Source organism: Collinsella sp. TF06-26, assembly GCF_002232035.1.
Taxonomy (GTDB): Bacteria; Actinomycetota; Coriobacteriia; order Coriobacteriales; family Coriobacteriaceae; genus Collinsella.
The window spans coordinates 8,574-24,258 of record NZ_NKXR01000001.1; the positions used below are offsets into that span (position 1 = coordinate 8,574).

Annotated in this window: 13 protein-coding genes; all 13 read left to right on the top strand. The window is 60.2% G+C overall.

What is annotated here, in order from left to right; all coding sequences use genetic code 11:
* The first annotated feature begins 120 nt into the window (after positions 1-120).
* The 13 genes from CHY22_RS00035 (at position 121) to ftsZ (ending at position 15,612) form a co-directional block, all read left to right on the top strand.
* The gene (locus CHY22_RS00035) at positions 121-555 is read left to right on the top strand and encodes a division/cell wall cluster transcriptional repressor MraZ (protein ID WP_035137949.1); all 435 of its coding nucleotides are present in this window, start codon (positions 121-123) and stop codon (positions 553-555) included.
* 20 nt (positions 556-575) lie between these two features.
* Positions 576-1,541, top strand: a complete 966-nt coding sequence (gene rsmH, locus CHY22_RS00040) for a 16S rRNA (cytosine(1402)-N(4))-methyltransferase RsmH (protein ID WP_006234266.1) — start codon at positions 576-578, stop codon at positions 1,539-1,541.
* Positions 1,542-1,631: 90 nt separating this feature from the next.
* The gene (locus CHY22_RS00045; protein WP_089571576.1) at positions 1,632-2,102 is read left to right on the top strand and encodes a hypothetical protein; all 471 of its coding nucleotides are present in this window, start codon (positions 1,632-1,634) and stop codon (positions 2,100-2,102) included.
* Between the two features lie 182 nt (positions 2,103-2,284).
* Positions 2,285-3,985, top strand: coding sequence for a penicillin-binding protein 2 (locus CHY22_RS00050; protein WP_311774710.1), 1,701 nt, complete (start codon positions 2,285-2,287; stop codon positions 3,983-3,985).
* A 128-nt stretch (positions 3,986-4,113) separates the two neighbouring features.
* Entirely contained in the window at positions 4,114-5,538 is a 1,425-nt protein-coding gene (gene murF, locus CHY22_RS00055; RefSeq protein WP_089571578.1) for a UDP-N-acetylmuramoyl-tripeptide--D-alanyl-D-alanine ligase, read from the top strand.
* 3 nt (positions 5,539-5,541) lie between these two features.
* Positions 5,542-6,561 carry a phospho-N-acetylmuramoyl-pentapeptide-transferase gene (gene mraY / locus CHY22_RS00060; protein ID WP_089571579.1) on the top strand — a complete coding sequence of 340 codons (1,020 nt, stop codon included), beginning with the start codon at positions 5,542-5,544 and terminating at the stop codon, positions 6,559-6,561.
* A 9-nt stretch (positions 6,562-6,570) separates the two neighbouring features.
* On the top strand, positions 6,571-7,977 hold the full coding sequence (gene murD, locus CHY22_RS00065; protein ID WP_089571580.1) for a UDP-N-acetylmuramoyl-L-alanine--D-glutamate ligase: 1,407 nt from the start codon (positions 6,571-6,573) through the stop codon (positions 7,975-7,977).
* Positions 7,978-8,013: 36 nt separating this feature from the next.
* Positions 8,014-9,507, top strand: coding sequence for a putative lipid II flippase FtsW (gene ftsW / locus CHY22_RS00070; protein WP_089571581.1), 1,494 nt, complete (start codon positions 8,014-8,016; stop codon positions 9,505-9,507).
* The gene (gene murG / locus CHY22_RS00075; RefSeq protein WP_089571582.1) at positions 9,497-10,612 is read left to right on the top strand and encodes an undecaprenyldiphospho-muramoylpentapeptide beta-N-acetylglucosaminyltransferase; all 1,116 of its coding nucleotides are present in this window, start codon (positions 9,497-9,499) and stop codon (positions 10,610-10,612) included. The genes ftsW and murG overlap by 11 nt, the downstream gene beginning before the upstream one ends.
* 97 nt (positions 10,613-10,709) lie before the next feature.
* Entirely contained in the window at positions 10,710-12,128 is a 1,419-nt protein-coding gene (gene murC / locus CHY22_RS00080) for a UDP-N-acetylmuramate--L-alanine ligase (RefSeq protein WP_089571583.1), read from the top strand.
* A gap of 5 nt (positions 12,129-12,133) precedes the next feature.
* Positions 12,134-13,045 (top strand): UDP-N-acetylmuramate dehydrogenase, encoded by a 912-nt coding sequence (gene murB, locus CHY22_RS00085; RefSeq protein ID WP_006234257.1) that lies wholly within the window; start codon positions 12,134-12,136, stop codon positions 13,043-13,045.
* A 370-nt stretch (positions 13,046-13,415) separates the two neighbouring features.
* On the top strand, positions 13,416-14,258 hold the full coding sequence (locus CHY22_RS00090) for an FtsQ-type POTRA domain-containing protein (RefSeq protein WP_089571584.1): 843 nt from the start codon (positions 13,416-13,418) through the stop codon (positions 14,256-14,258).
* A gap of 199 nt (positions 14,259-14,457) precedes the next feature.
* The gene (gene ftsZ / locus CHY22_RS00095; RefSeq protein ID WP_055251674.1) at positions 14,458-15,612 is read left to right on the top strand and encodes a cell division protein FtsZ; all 1,155 of its coding nucleotides are present in this window, start codon (positions 14,458-14,460) and stop codon (positions 15,610-15,612) included.
* Positions 15,613-15,685: the final 73 nt, after the last annotated feature.

Consider the following 15,685-nt stretch of genomic DNA (forward strand, 5'->3'; position numbering starts at 1 on the left):
GGGGGAAGGGGTGGGGAAAGGTGTTGAAAAATGGGGCGGTTCCCCATATTATTGATGGCGTCGACAGGCGGGGTGGTTCCCCGCGTACGTGCCATCTGAGTAACCGAGGGGAGGGCGCACATGGGAATGACTGGTGCATACGAGCGCAATCTCGATGCAAAAGGTCGTCTGTCCCTGCCTGCACCCCTTCGCGAGGAGCTTGGAGAGCACGTTCGCGTGTTCAAAGCCCTGGATGTCGATGCTCTGTACGTGTTCTCTGCCGAGGCCTTCGATAAGTGGGTCGAAGGACTCTTCGCGGGTCGTGAGGGCCACGAGGGTTTTAACCCGCGTGACATCAACGACCAGAAGCTCATGAGGGCGATCAACAAGCGCACCACGTCGATGGACGTGGACAGCGCGGGTCGTATCGGTCTTTCTGAGTCTCTCCGCAAGCAGGCGAACCTCGACCGCGAGGTCACGGTTGTGGGCAACTACGACCACCTTGAGGTTTGGGACCGCGCTACGGCCGATGAGGACGATGACGATGAGGCCCTGCTGGACCTTTTCTTCTCGTAAGGGCAAGGCACGGGTAACGGATGGAGCGTGGGATCTTGACACAAGAATATCGGCATGAACCGGTCATGCTCGGCGAAGTGCTTGAGTCGCTGCGGCTAAAGAGCGGCTCCGTTGTCTGCGATTGCACCCTTGGCGGTGCCGGCCATTCGGTAAAGATGGCTGCGCAGGTGGGGGAGACGGGTCTTTTGCTCGGCGTCGATCAGGACGACATGGCCCTCGAGGCCGCTGGCGCCCGTCTGGACCGCGAGGTTCCCGGCGTTCCGCACCAGCTGCTGAAGGGCAACTTCGGCGACTTGGACGAGCTGCTTTGCTCGGCCGAGGTGCCCGGGGTCGATGGCTTCCTGTTCGATTTGGGCGTTTCGTCGCCGCAACTCGATATCCCTGGCAGGGGCTTTTCGTATAACGAGGACGCCCCATTGGACATGCGGATGGATCCGGGTAATAACACCTTAAACGCAGCTGAGGTCATCAACACCTATAACGAACACGACCTCGCCCGGATTCTACGCGTCTACGGCGAAGAGAAGTTCGCCTCGCAGATCGCGCGCGAGATCGTGCGCCGCCGCGAGCAAGAACCGATCGAAACCACCGGCCAATTTGTCGAGATCATCAAGGCGGGTATCCCGGCTGCCGCTCGTCGGCATGGCGGACACCCGGCCAAGAAAAGTTTCCAGGCCATTCGCATCGAGGTCAATCACGAGCTCGATGTGCTCGAACGAGGGCTTGATGCCGCCACCAGGTGGCTCAATCCGGGCGGACGTATCTGCGTCATCTCGTATCACTCGCTTGAGGACCGTATCGTAAAGAATCACTTTAAGGAGATGAGCCAGGGGTGCACGTGTCCGCCGGAGATTCCGGTGTGCGTGTGCGGCAACGTGCCGATACTCAAGGTCATCACCCGCAAACCCTTGGTTGCCCAGCCTGATGAGGTTGAGCGCAACCCTCGGGCGAGATCAGCCAAAATCCGCGTGGCGCAGCGTCTGTAGGCGCGACCGCGCGATATTGGACCTCCCGCTCGCACCATAAACGAAGCTTAAACACACTACCAACGTACTCGGGATGGGAGGCGGCATATCATGGGCTACAACACTTCAAGCGCAGCACTCGCCTATGATATGAACGCCATGCCCGCCTATCGTGAGACGCCGCAGGCCCCCGTTGCTCCCCGTGAGCAGCGCCCGCCGCGCTTTGATGTCTACACGGGCGCGGGCCGTCAGGCAAACCAGGCGGTAAGCCCGGTTTTCATGAGCGTTCTTAAAACGTTTTGCATCATTGCGGCTATCTTCATGACGATCGGCGTCGCCCGCGTGGCGCTCGCCGGCGTTACGGCCCAGGTGCTCAACAGCAACGCCGAGCTTACCAACACGCTCGAAAAAGCGACCGATGAGAGCTCCGACCTGGAGGTCATGCATTCGGTCTATGGCGCCGACACGCGCATTCGCGACCTTGCGGGCGCTTATGGCATGGTGGAGCCCAGCGAGAGCGTTACACTTGACTTTTCGCAGGATGCAGCCGCGGGCGCCAACGCGACCGCGACCGCTCAGTAGCAAGACGGTAGCTGAGTATGACAAATGACTATCGCCGCGGTTCCGATGGGGGCCGCGGTTCTGGACGTCCCTCGTCGCGGGGACGTTCTGGTTATCAAGGAACGGGTCGGCAATCTTACAACGCCGGGCAGTCCCGTGGCAACGACCCGGCGTCGCGACTTCGCGGCTCGGGCGGCCCTCAAGTGCATAACACCAGGTCGCGCAAGAGTTCGTCGACCGAATGGCTCACAGGCACGCCTCTGCCTCGCCGCAAAGCCGTCATGGGCTTCATTGGGCTTGGCTTGGGCTTGGGCGTCTTTCGCCTTGCCGGCTATCAAATTGTCGAAGCCGATAAACTGCGCGAGCGTGCCGATGCGCGCCGCCTGCTTGCGCAGACCCTCTATGCCAAACGTGGCACCATCTACGACCGCAACGGTAACGTGCTGGCGTCGTCGGTCGAATGTCGCAACATCGCCGTGAACCCCCAGCTTGTCGAGGATGTTGACAAGACGGTGTCGGCGCTGGTCAAGGCAACTGGAATCGATAAAAAGACCTGCCGCAAGCTCGTTGAGTCCGATGGAACCTGGGTGTATATCAAGCGCCAGGTGGACGAAGACGACGCTGCGGCGCTGGAGAAGAAGAACCTGCCCGGCGTGCTTTTTGAGCAGGCCATGAAGCGCGTGTATCCATACGGCAATCTGGCATCGCAGGTGCTGGGTGTAGTGAACGTAGACAACGACGGCTTGACGGGTCTCGAAAAGCAATACAACAAGCTTCTGACCGGCACGAACGGTTCTCTCGTACGCGAGCGCGCGAGGGACGGCAGCTATATCGCGGGCGGTGCCTATAAAAAGGTGGCTGCGGTCGACGGCGTTGATCTCGTGACGACGCTCGACGTCAATATCCAGCGTGCGGCCGAGGATGCCCTGGCAGAGGCTGTCGAGAAGACAAAGGCCAAGAACGGCTCGGCGCTGGTCACCGATCCTACGACAGGCGAGATCTTGGCAGCCTGCTCGTATCCGACCTACGACCAGACCAATTTGGAAAACGCCAAGACCGAGGATATGAACCTGCGCCTGGTCACCGACGCCTACGAGCCCGGCTCGGTCTTTAAGACGCTCGTGGCGGGCGCCGGCTTCGACTTGGGTGTCGTGCGGTCGAGTACGTCGTTTGAGGTGCCGGCGAGCATCAAGGTGGGCGACGATACCGTCACCGATGCCGACAAGCGCGACTACGCCATGACCATGGATGTGCGCGAGATGATGCGCCGTTCGTCCAACGTGGGATTTGTCCTGGTGGGGCGCAAGATCGGTGCCGACGACTTTGCCGCCTATGTGGACAAGTGGGGCATCGGTCACAGCTCTGGTGTCGATTTTCCGGGCGAGAGCCTGGGCATCGTCAAGGAGCGTGACCAGTATGACGGCGCCACGCTGGGCTCGATGAGCTTTGGACAGGCGCTGTCTGTCTCACCGATTGAGATCGCACGTGCCGTGGGCGGCATCGCCAACGGCGGCGTGATGATGACCCCGCACTTCTATAAGTCCAGCAAAGGCGACGAGAAGGACTGGGGCGAAGGCGAGCGCGCGATTTCGGAGGATGCCGCATCCCAGGTGACATCGTGCATGCAGACGGTCGTGTCGGAGGGAACGGGCGTTGGCGGCGCGGTTGACGGCTATGACGTGGCGGGTAAGACCGGTACGGCCGAACGTGCCGACGAGAACGGCGGCTACCTCAAGGAGAACTACATGTCGTCCTTTATGGGCTTTGCACCGGCACAATCGCCCAAGGTGCTGTGCTATATCACGCTCGACGGAACGCCGAGCGGCTCAGATGCCGCTGCGGTGCCGTTCCAGTCCATTATGGCCAACGCGCTCGACGTGCTGGGTATCCCACACACGAAGTAGGGGGTTACAATCTTTGGGGCGTGGTTTGTTGTCCCATATGAGGGGTGTTCACATGCCCTGCACCACGCATGCGCGGCGCTGGGATACAATACGCCGATAGCATTATTTAGGTTTACAGGGGAGCTGCAATGATAGAGATCGCCGTCAACAACCTCGCGGCCGCAACAGGGGCCCGAACCGTGACGGGAGAAGTCGATCGGGTATGCCGCGGGTGCGTTATCGACTCGCGCCAGGTCGAGGAAGGGACGATTTTCGTCGCCTTTCCCGGTGAAAACGTCGACGGCAATGATTTTGCTTCCCGTGCCGTCCAGTCGGGTGCCGGCGCCGTCGTGATGACGCGTGAGCCCGAGGCCGAGCTGGTCTCGCTGGCGCAGGACAAGGGCTGCGCCATCTTGCTGACCGATGATCCCGAGGAGTTTCTGCTGCGTTTGGCGCACGCGTATCGCCTGGAGCTTGGCTGCCTGGTCGTTGGCATTACCGGTTCCATCGGCAAGACGACGACCAAGGACGTGCTCGCCGCTGTGCTCGCCAAGCGCTATCGTGTCTGGGCCACCAAGGGCAATTTCAATAACCTGATCGGCATGCCGCTCACGGTGCTTTCCGCTCCGGCCGATACCGAGGTTCTGGTGCTCGAGATGGGCATGAACCATTTCCACGAGATCGAGCGCCTGTCTCTGTCTGCCAATCCCAACCTTGCCATCGTGAGCAAGATCGGCACCTCTCATATCGGCATTTTGGGCAGCCGCGAGAACATCGCCCGCGCTAAGGCCGAGATTGTCCAGGGCATGTGCGCCGCCGGCGACTATTTGCCGCTGCTGGTTTTGGGCGGCGAGGACGATTTTACGCCGTTCATTCGCGATACGTTCGCCCAGCCTGCTGGTATCGACGTGATGCTGGCCGGTGTCTCTGACGATGATGAGGTCCGCGCCCGCGACGTTCGCGTTGATGACGAGGGCCGTCCGGTCTTTACGCTCGATTTTGGCCAGGGCGAGACGATCGATACCATGCTTGCCATCCCCGGCGTGCAGTCCGTTCCTAATGCCGTTAAGGCCGCCGCGGTTGCCTATCGCCTGGGCGTGACGCCCGAGCAGATCGATGCTGCCTTTAGGGGCCTCACGATCACCGGTCACCGCCAGGAGATCAAGCGCGCCAAGAGCGGTGCCCGCGTCATCGATGACTCCTATAACGCCAGCGCCGAATCGATGGCGGCCGGTCTCGACCTGCTGTGCTCGCTTTCGTGCACGGGGTCTCGCATGGCGATCCTGGGCGAGATGGGCGAGATGGGCGATGAGGCTCCTCGCATGCATGAGCTCGTGGGCGCCTATGCCGCCGCCAAGAAGCTCGACATGTTGGCGTGCGTGGGTGGTGAGCTGGCCCAGCTTATGGCCGATGCCGCACGCATGATGGGCATGGACGAGGACCGCATCCAGGTGTTCTCCGATTATCAGCAGGTGCTCGACCGCATGGGCGGCGCGCTTGAAAAACATGATGTTGTACTGGTCAAGGGTTCCCGCTTTGTTGAGCTCGACCGCTTTGTGGAAGGTGTGTGCTAGCCCATGTTCGGCAATCCCTCGTATCCAACGTATCAGGCTTTTTTGGGGCTTGGCATCGCCGCAGCCATTGCGCTGCTGCTCATGCCGTGGTGGATCAAGCTGCTCAAGGTCGAGGGTATCGGCCAGCAGGTTCGTGCCGACGGCCCCAAGCGTCATTTGGTTAAGCAGGGAACGCCCACCATGGGTGGCGTTGTCATCCTCGTCGCGATCTCGCTGACCTGCCTGCTGATGGGCAAGCTCACCACCGAGCTCGTACTCGTGCTGCTCGCCACGCTGGCGACCGGCGTGCTGGGCCTGATCGACGACCTGACCTCCGTTACACATGGGCGCTCGCTCGGTCTGACGCCCCATGCCAAGATGATCGGCCTAACCATTATCTGTGTCACCTTTACGGTACTTGCCGTCAACTGGTGCGGCGTCGCCCCCGAGATTCGTTTTCCCGGTGGGTTGACGATCGACCTTGGCGTGCTTTCGACCACCATCTGCGGCTATTCGTTCCCGTGGCTCTATATTGTCTTTTGCTGGCTGATGATTGCCGGTCTTTCTAATGCCGTGAACCTGACCGATGGCCTTGACGGTCTTGCTGGCGGCACCTCCATGATCGCCATGCTCGCCATGGCTGCCATGGCGTTTTTGCACGGAGACGTGAACCTGTCCATCTTCTGCACCGCGTGTGCCGGTGCCTGCTTGGGCTTTCTGTGGTTCAACTGCTATCCGGCGAGCATCTTTATGGGTGATACCGGCTCGCTTGCTCTGGGCGCCGCGTTTGCCTGTACGTCCATCATGACTAACACCGAGGTCGTCTCCCTCATCATCGGCGGCCTGTTTATCGTTGAGACCCTGTCGGTCATGATTCAGGTTGTCTACTTCCATTTTACGCACAAGCGCGTCTTCCTTATGGCGCCCATCCATCATCATTTCGAAAAGAAGGGCTGGGCCGAGACCAAGGTCGTCATCCGTTTTTGGATTATCGCTGCGGCCTTTGGTGCCGTTGGCCTTGCTCTGTTCTTCCAGTTGGGATAGTGGTCTTTCATGCCTCTTGCTGATGTCTTTAGCCTGCTCGTTTTGGGTCAGGGCAAATCCGGTCTCGATGTCGCCCGCTGGGCGCTGGCACATCCCGAGCGCGTAAGCGCCGTTACCGTGTATGGCGGCGGCACCTCTGAGCCCAATGACGCCACGCGTGCGCTCGAGGCTGCTGGTGCGTCGTTTGTCTATGGGACCGAACAGGTCGAGGGCGCCTATGACGTATGCGTGACGTGCCCGGGCATCTCGGAGTTCTCGGGCTTCTTTAAGGCCGGGCGCGAACATGCCGCTCAGATTATGGGTGAGCCAGAGTTTGCCTATCGCCTGTCGCCCGATAACTGGATTGCCATCACGGGCACCAACGGTAAGACGACCACCACGTCGCTGACTGATTATCTGCTCAAGGCTGCCGGCGAGGCCAGCGTAGCTGTCGGCAACATCGGCGAGCCGCCGGTCAACGAGATTGACGGCCGAGCCCACAACGAGTGGTTTGTGGCTGAGCTCTCGAGCTATCAGATTGCTACGACCACCGAGCTCCACCCTCGCGTGGCAGTGCTGCTCAACATCACTCCCGACCACTTGGGCTGGCATAAGAGCCATAAGAACTATGCGCTTGCCAAGATCAAGCTGTTTGACAATATGGTCGATGACGATCTGGTGGTTGTCGACGTCGAAGACGCCGGCATTCACGAGTTCGATGAGTACATCTATACGCCGGGTCGCCGCATCTGCAAGGTCGCTTTTGACGAGCCCGAGGGTGCAGACGCCGCCTTTGTGCGCGACGGCAAAATGGTCGTGCGCCTGAAGGGCGTCGAGACCCAGCTTGTCGCCACGTCCGAGCTCAAGATCTCGGGCCATCACAATGTCATCAATGCCTTATGTGCCGCCACGGCTGCTCTGGCCGTCGGTGCCGATGTCGATGGTGTCCGCCGCGGTCTGGCCTCGTTCCAGCCGCTCGAGCATCGCGTGGAGCCGTGCGGCGAGATTGACGGTGTGCGCTACGTCAACGATTCCAAGGCGACCAACACCGACGCGGTCGAGAAGGCACTGACGGCATTTCCCGATGACGACGTGATCTTGCTGCTCGGCGGCCACGATAAGGGCACGCCGCTCACGGACTTCGCGCGCGTTGTTATGGATAACGTGCGCTCGGTCGTCTGCTTTGGCGATGCGCGCGAGCGCTTTACCGCCGCTATGGACGAGGCCGATGTCGATGGCGATGTGGATATCGCCCAAGCGGATGACCTACGCGATGCCGTGGACGTTGCCCGTTCGCTGTCGAGCCGTGGCGACGTGATCTTACTTTCTCCTGCCTGCTCTTCGTTCGATGAGTTCTCGGGCTATGAGGAGCGCGGCCGCGTGTTTAAGGACTATGTGGCCCAGCTTGCCGCTGCAGCGAAATCGCAAATGGAATAGGGGTTGCCGGTGAGAGAGGAGAGCCCCCGACAAGGTATGAGGAGGCCCGACTCGGACCGTGCTTCCTCGCGGCGTAGCACACCGCGTTCCGGTCGCGGCGGGCAGTCGTTTAGCGAACGCTATATTGCCGGCGTTCCCGCCCGCATCATGCGCCCCCGTTTGATATTTATGGCCTGCCTGTTTACTTTGGTGTGCTTTGGCCTGTTGATGGTGTACTCGGCGTCTTCGGTCGAGGCGCTGCACGAGAATGGCTCGGCGACGTTTTTCCTGGGTCGACAGGCCGCGTTTGCCGTGGTTGGTGTTCTGGCGCTGATTGCCATCGTGCGCGTTTTGCCGGACAGCTGGTTTGGGGAGGATGTGCTTAGGATCTTCCTTATCGGCATGATGTTCTTGCTTCTGCTGGTGTTCTTGGTGGGAAGCGGCAGCCGTGGCGCCACGCGCTGGCTCAACATCGCCGGTATTCAGTTCCAGCCTTCCGAGTTTTTAAAGCCATTTGCCATTGCGTATTCGGCCATCATGCTTGATCGCTTCTTTTCGCCCGGTGGCAACATCAACGAATTCCTTCGCAAGATGGGCATCTACCTGGGAATTTCGCTCTTTCTGATCTTTATCCAGCCCGATTTCGGTACCGTCCTGATCATCCTGTTGACCCTCATGTGCATGGCGTTGTTTGCGGGTCTCGACCCCAGATTTATCATCGGCGTGATAATCTTCGGCATTCTCGTGATCGTGATTGCGCTTGTCGCAGAGCCGTACCGTATGGTGCGTATCCAGGTTGCCTTGAACCCTTGGGCCGACGAGTATGGTGACGGCTATCAGGCCACGCTTGCCATCATGGCCTTTGCCTCGGGCGGTCTGTTCGGCCGTGGCATCGGCAACTCAACCATGAAGTACTCGTATCTGCCCGAGGCGCACAATGACTACATCCTGGCCATCATTGGCGAGGAAGTCGGTTTTGTCGGAACCGTGCTGTTCTTCTTGGTGTTTGCGATGCTGATCTACTCGGCGTTTCGCATTGCCGAGCAGGCGACCGATCGTCGGGGCGCGCTTATGGCGTCTGGCTCCGCGGTCATTCTCGCGGTGCAGTTTTTGATCAATGCGCTGGGCATCCTCAACGTGTTTCCCATGACGGGCAAACCGTTGCCGTTTATTAGCTATGGCGGTTCGTCGATTATTGTGTCGCTTATGCTTGCCGGTCTGATCCTACGCGTTTCGTACGAGAGCGCCCGTCGCGATGAGTACGACCGTCGCCGCGAGAGCTTTGCCGTTATGGATGAGAGTACCGCCGGCGTGCCCCACGTGCGCGGCGAGCGGTCTTCGCGTAACGGCTTTACCGTTCTGGATGGCTCTGCGACCGAGCCGGCAGCCCGTCCGCGTCAGCGAACGGCACCGCAAGGTCGTCCGCAGCGCCCAACTCCTCGCAATGCGGGCGGCGGATATAATCGAATCGATTTGAACTCGGACCCGTCGGCGCGTTTGCGCACCGACGACCAGGGACCGCGTGTACGAAGGGACTACCATGACCGATAAGATGACCGTTGCTATTGCAGCCGGCGGCACGGCAGGGCATATCAACCCCGCGCTCGCCTTGGCCGAAGAGCTGCGTGACCGTGGCCACCACGTTGTGTTCGTGGGCCAGTCGCGCAAGCTCGAGGGTCGTCTGGTCCCCGAGGCTGGGTTTGATTTTGTGCCCATTACGGTTACGGGCTTCGACCGCTCCCGTCCTTGGACGGCGCTGACCTCGCTGTGGCGTGTCAACAAGGCCAAGCGTGCGCTCGCCAGTCATTTCTCAAAGGTCGGCAAGCCCGATGCCGCCATCGGTTTTGGTGCCTATGTCGAGGTTCCGTTGCTGGGGTGGTGCAAGGGCGCAGGCGTTCCGTATCTGCTGCATGAGCAGAACTCTGTTCCGGGCCTGGCCAACAAGATGATGAACTCCCACGCCGCTCGCGTGTGCATCTCGGTGCCGGCAGCGCGTTCGGTCTTTGAGCGCGAAGGTGACCCTGACCACGTGCTCATGACCGGCAACCCCGTACGTCGCTCGGTGATCGAGGGCGATCGCGCTCGCGGCCGCAAGGCACTTGGCGTTCCCGAGGACGCTACGCTGCTGCTCGTCTTTGGCGGTTCACTTGGCGCCCAGCACCTCAACGAGCGCGTGGCTTCGCTCAAAAACGAGCTGCTTTCGCGCAAGAACCTCTATGTGTTGCATTCGACGGGTGCCGACGGCTTTGAGGAAACCGAGCGCGCTTTGGCGCTGACGCCCGAGGAGGCGAAGCGTTACCGCGTCCAGCCTTACATCGACAACATGGGCGACATGCTGGCTGCTGCCGATTTGGTGCTATCGCGTTCGGGCGCATCGAGCGTGGCCGAGATCGCTGCGCTCGCCGTGCCCTCGGTGCTCGTGCCGTACCCGCATGCGACGGCCGACCACCAAACCACCAATGCCCGTTATCTGGTCGACGCCGGGGCCGGCGTGCTCTGTGCCGATGCCGATATCGACGGTTCTGCCTTTGCCGATGAGCTGCTGCACCTGGTCGATGACGCGGCGGCACGCGACGCCATGCGTCAGGCGGCGCGTGGTCTGGCTCAGGATAGGGCCGCCGCTCTTCTGGCGGATGCGGTAGAGGGTTTGCGTTAGTTAGACGGGATATCGTCGGTCGCCCTCGCGCTGATGCGGTAGGTGCGGTACAGTTAACGGGTTACAGGCAGTGTTTACGCAAGGAGTACACGAGCACATGGCTGATTCCCAGACTGCAACCTCCGCGCCCGAGTTTAAGAGCGCCCACTTTATCGGTATCGGCGGCGCCGGCATGAGCGGCATCGCCCTTGTTCTGCACGAGCGCGGTTATGCCGTTACCGGCTCCGACCTTAAGACGTCACGTTATATCCGCCAGCTTACCCGCGCTGGTGTGAAGGTGCATGTGGGCCATGAGGCTGCCACGATCGACGAGGTCAAGCCCGACGTGGTTGTTGTCTCCACCGCTATTCCGGAGTCCAACCCTGAACTCGTGCGCGCTCGCGAGCTTGGTATTCCCGTGTGGCCCCGTGCCAAGATGCTCTCTGCTTTGGGCCACGGCTACACCACCGTCGCTGTTGCCGGCACGCATGGCAAGACCACCACGTCTTCGATGTGTGCCACCATGCTCGACCGCATGGGTCTGGATCCGAGCTTCCTGATCGGTGGCATCGTCGAGGGCTATGACACGAACGGCAAGAACGGCTCGGGCGACTACTTTGTCGCCGAGGCCGACGAGTCCGACAGCTCCTTCCTGTTCCTGAACCCCAACGTAGTCATTGTGACCAACGTCGAGGCCGACCACCTCGATCACTACTCGGGTATCGAGGAGATCGAGGCAACTTTCGCCAAATTCATGAGCCTGGTGGGCGAGGACGGCACCGTCATCGTCTGCGGTGAGGACCCGCATCTGGTCGAGCTCGCCAAGTCGACGGGCCGTCACGTGCTTTCCTACGGCTTTGCCGAGAGCAACGACATCGTCTGCATGCACCCGGATGTCAAGGGCATCCAGAGTGACTTTATCGTTCGCTTTGAGGACGGCACTGAGCGCGCTGTGGAGATCAAGAGCAATCCCGGTCGCCACAACATGCTCAACGCCACGGCGGTGCTCACCGTCGCCCATGTCCTGGGCCTTGACATCGACGCCGCCGCCAAGGCGCTCTCGAGCTTTGAGGGCGTCCGCCGTCGCTTTACCCACGTGGGCGATATCGATGGCATCACCGTGGTCGATGATTACGGCCATCACCCCACCGAGATCAAGGCGACGCTTGCTGCCGCTTCGTCGCTGGGTTACAAGCACGTCGACGTCGTGTTCCAGCCGCACCGCTATTCGCGCCTGCAGGCCCTGTGCGACGACTTTGCCGATGCATTTGCCAATGCCGATAAACTGCTGCTGATTGATGTGTTCTCGGCTGGCGAGATGCCCATTCCGGGTGTCACCTCTAAGATGCTCGCCGATACCGTGCGCGCCAAGCATCCTGGCAAGGAGGTCGTGTACTGCTCCAGCCGTCTTGAGCTCAATCAGGAGCTCAAGCAGATGGTGGGCGAGGGCGACCTGCTGCTCACCATGGGTGCCGGCGACGTTACGACCGTCGGTCCCGAGTTCATTGAGTATCTGACTGCCAAGAAAGACGCTTAAGTCTAATGGGTCTGTTTAACGCCGTCATGGCGCTCTCGGGCATGATCGACACGGATGTGATTGAGGACGAGCGCCTTGCGCGTCATACGAGCTATCGTATCGGCGGCAAGGCCGACCTCTTTGTGACGTGCCATAGCTATCATGCCCTCCGCCGCGCCGTGGCGGTGCTCGATCGCGAGCAGGTGCCGTGGGTCATCATCGGCAAGGGCTCCAATCTGCTGGTTGCCGATGGCGGTTATCGCGGTGCCGTCATTTCGCTCGGACGTGAGTTCCAGCGCACGGTTGTTGCCGATGACGGTTGTACGCTGACGGTCGGTGCGGGCGTGATGTTTGCGCGCCTGGTCAACGATGCCCTGTCGCGTAGCCTCTCGGGCCTTGAGTTTGCCGTTGGCATTCCTGGTTCGGTCGGCGGTGCGATATCTATGAATGCCGGCACACGGACCGAGTGGATTGGCTCGCTGGTTGAGGATGTCGTAACGTTTGACCCGGCATCCGGTATCAAGCATTATGCGGGGTCCGAGATCACTTGGGGCTACCGCGAATGTAGCCTTCCCCGCAATGAGATCATCCTCGAGTGCGTGCTCAAGCTTAAACCGGCGCCCAAGGCCGACATTCGCGAGCGCATGGAGCGGTACCTTACAAGGCGCAAGCGTACGCAGCCCATGGGTCGCGCATCCTGCGGGTCTGTCTTTCGCAACCCGCCCGATGCGAGTGTGGGCAAGCTTATCGAGGATTGTGGATTAAAGGGTTTTTCGATTGGCGGCGCGGAAGTTTCGCCCGTTCACGCTAATTTTATCGTTAATAACGGAACTGCCTCGGCCGATGACGTTGCCGCGGTTATTAGACATGTGCACGGAAAGGTGAGGGAGGCGTATGGCATCGAGCTCAGACCGGAAGTTAAATTCCTCGGCTTCTAGAGCATCGAAACCCACCTTCCGCCGCGCCGGAGGGCGTTCCGGCGCGCCTGCCAAACCTCAACGCAATACCGTCGCGCACTCTAAGTCTGTCGGGCATGCTCGACAGACCAGTCGTCCGGTCGTCGGCTCGCAGCTCGGTAATCGTCCGGCCGCAAAAAAGTCCTCGCGTCCCTCGGTGACGTCAAAGCCTGTTATGGGCGCCAAGCCTGCCCGTCCCATGGCAGCTCCCAAGCCCTCGACGGGAACTAAAGCGGCGCGTCCAGGTCGCACGCTGGGCGCATCGAAACCGCGCTCGCTGACATCGGTGCCGGCTACCGCCAAGAAGCCTTCGAGTAAAAAAGGTTTCAACCCGTTATCTTCACTTGGAGCGATGGCAAATAAAACATCAGACGCCGCTTCTGTCGTTACAGGCAAAGGCAAAATCGTGGGCGGCGTTCTGGCCGTCTTGGCCGTGCTCGTCGTCGTTGCCATCGTGGTGATCAACTCTGGACTGTTTACTGCCACTGATATTCAGATTCAAGGCAGCGAGCATGTGACGAAGCACGATGCTATCCAGCTGATCGACTTGCCCGAGGGAACGTCGCTTTTTAACGTCGATCCCGACCAGATTACCGAGGATCTCAAGCAGAACCCGTGGGTTTCGGGCGTGGATGTCCAGCGCCAGTTTCCCCATACGCTTATCATCACGCCGACGGAGCGTAAAGTTATCGCCATTGCGTATATCAGCTCCGACGACCTTGCCTGGGCTATCGGAGACGATGACACCTGGATCGCCCCGCTGTCGACGTCGGTCGAAGTGGACGACCAGGGCAACGTCATCACGACAGGGCAGGGCTCAAATACCTTGACCGGAATCGATGCCGCGCTGGCGCTCGCCAAGCATTATGGCGCGGTGTTGTTGACTGATGTCTCGGCGGATGTCGCTCCGGTTTCCGGCCAGGCGGTGAACTCCAAAGCCGTTAAGGCCGGCCTGGATTATGTGCGTGGTTTTTCGGGCGAGTTCTTGGGACAAGTCAAGGATATTTCCACGCCTTCGGTCGAAGCCATCTCGGCAAACCTCAATAACGGCATTGAGGTGTCGCTGGGCGATTCGGACGATATCGCCAAGAAGGAACGCGTAGTCACCAAGTTGCTTTCGCAGGTAGAGGGCGTAACGTATATCAATGTGCGCTCTCCGGGCAACTACACATTTAGGAATGCTCCGACCTCGTAGCGCTGGTTGATGCTTTGTTGAGGGGCCATACCACGCCGTTTATCTGGTTTGTTTGGTTTTCACGGTCAATTATTTGACTGATACGTTCATAATGTGCAAACATAATACGGTTTACCTTTGCATTTACTTTCAACCTGAAGGTTAATGTGCGCAGGGGTCGACCCATGCTATGGCTATAACCTTTGTTCGGAGGACCGACATGCACGAGACAGAGATCAACAACTACCTTGCCGTCATTAAGGTGGTCGGCGTCGGCGGCGGCGGTACCAACGCGGTCAATCGAATGATCGAAGAGGGCATCCGCGGCGTCGAGTTTGTTGCCATCAACACCGATGCTCAGGCACTCGCGATCTCTGATGCCGATATCAAGGTGCACATCGGCACCGACCTTACCCGCGGCCTGGGCGCCGGCGCCAATCCCGAGGTTGGCCGCAAGGCTGCCGATGAGTCCCGCGACGACATTGCCGAGGCGCTTGCTGGCGCCGACATGGTGTTTATCACCTGCGGCGAGGGCGGCGGCACCGGTACCGGCGCTGCTCCCATCGTTGCCGATATCGCGATGAACGAGGTCGGCGCACTGACCGTCGCCGTCGTGACCAAGCCCTTCACCTTCGAGGGCCGCAAGCGTAAGAAGAGCGCCGAGGAGGGCATCAAGACCCTCTCCGATTGCGTCGACACCATGATCGTCATTCCTAACGATAAGCTGCTCGACATCGCCGAGAAGAAGACCACCATGCTCGAGGCCTTCGCGATTGCCGATGGCGTCCTTTCCCAGGGCACCCAGGGCATCACCGACCTCATCACCGTCCCCGGTATCATCAACCTGGACTTCGCCGATGTTAAGACCATCATGAAGCAGGCCGGTACCGCCATGATGGGTATCGGTACCTCTTCTGGGGATACTCGTGCCGTCGACGCTGCCCAGCAGGCCATCTCCAGCCCGCTGCTCGAGAGCTCCATCGATGGTGCCACGCGCGTGCTGCTCTCCATCGCCGGTTCCAAGGACCTGGGCATCCAGGAGATCAGCGACGCCGCCGACGTTGTCGCCAACGCCGTCGACCCCGAGGCGAACATCATCTTCGGTACCGTTGTCGACGAGTCCCTGGGCGATCAGGTGCGTATCACCGTCATCGCTACGGGCTTCTCCGATTCCAACGTCAACCGTCAGGACGAGCTCTTTGCTGCTCAGCAGTCTCAGAGCAAGGCCGCTGCCTCCGCTGAGCCGCAGCGCACCGCTCCGGCTGCCAGCCCGGCTCAGGCCGCTCCGACCCGCAACGTCGGTGGTACCGAGCTGCCCAACTTTGGCAACGACCAGTTCGAGCTTCCCGACTTCCTGAAGCGCGGCAGCTTCTAGTTCGTTTTTCTCAACGACCTGCACGGGGTGTGTCCATTTGGATGCACCCCGTTTTGTTTCTCGTTTGTAAACG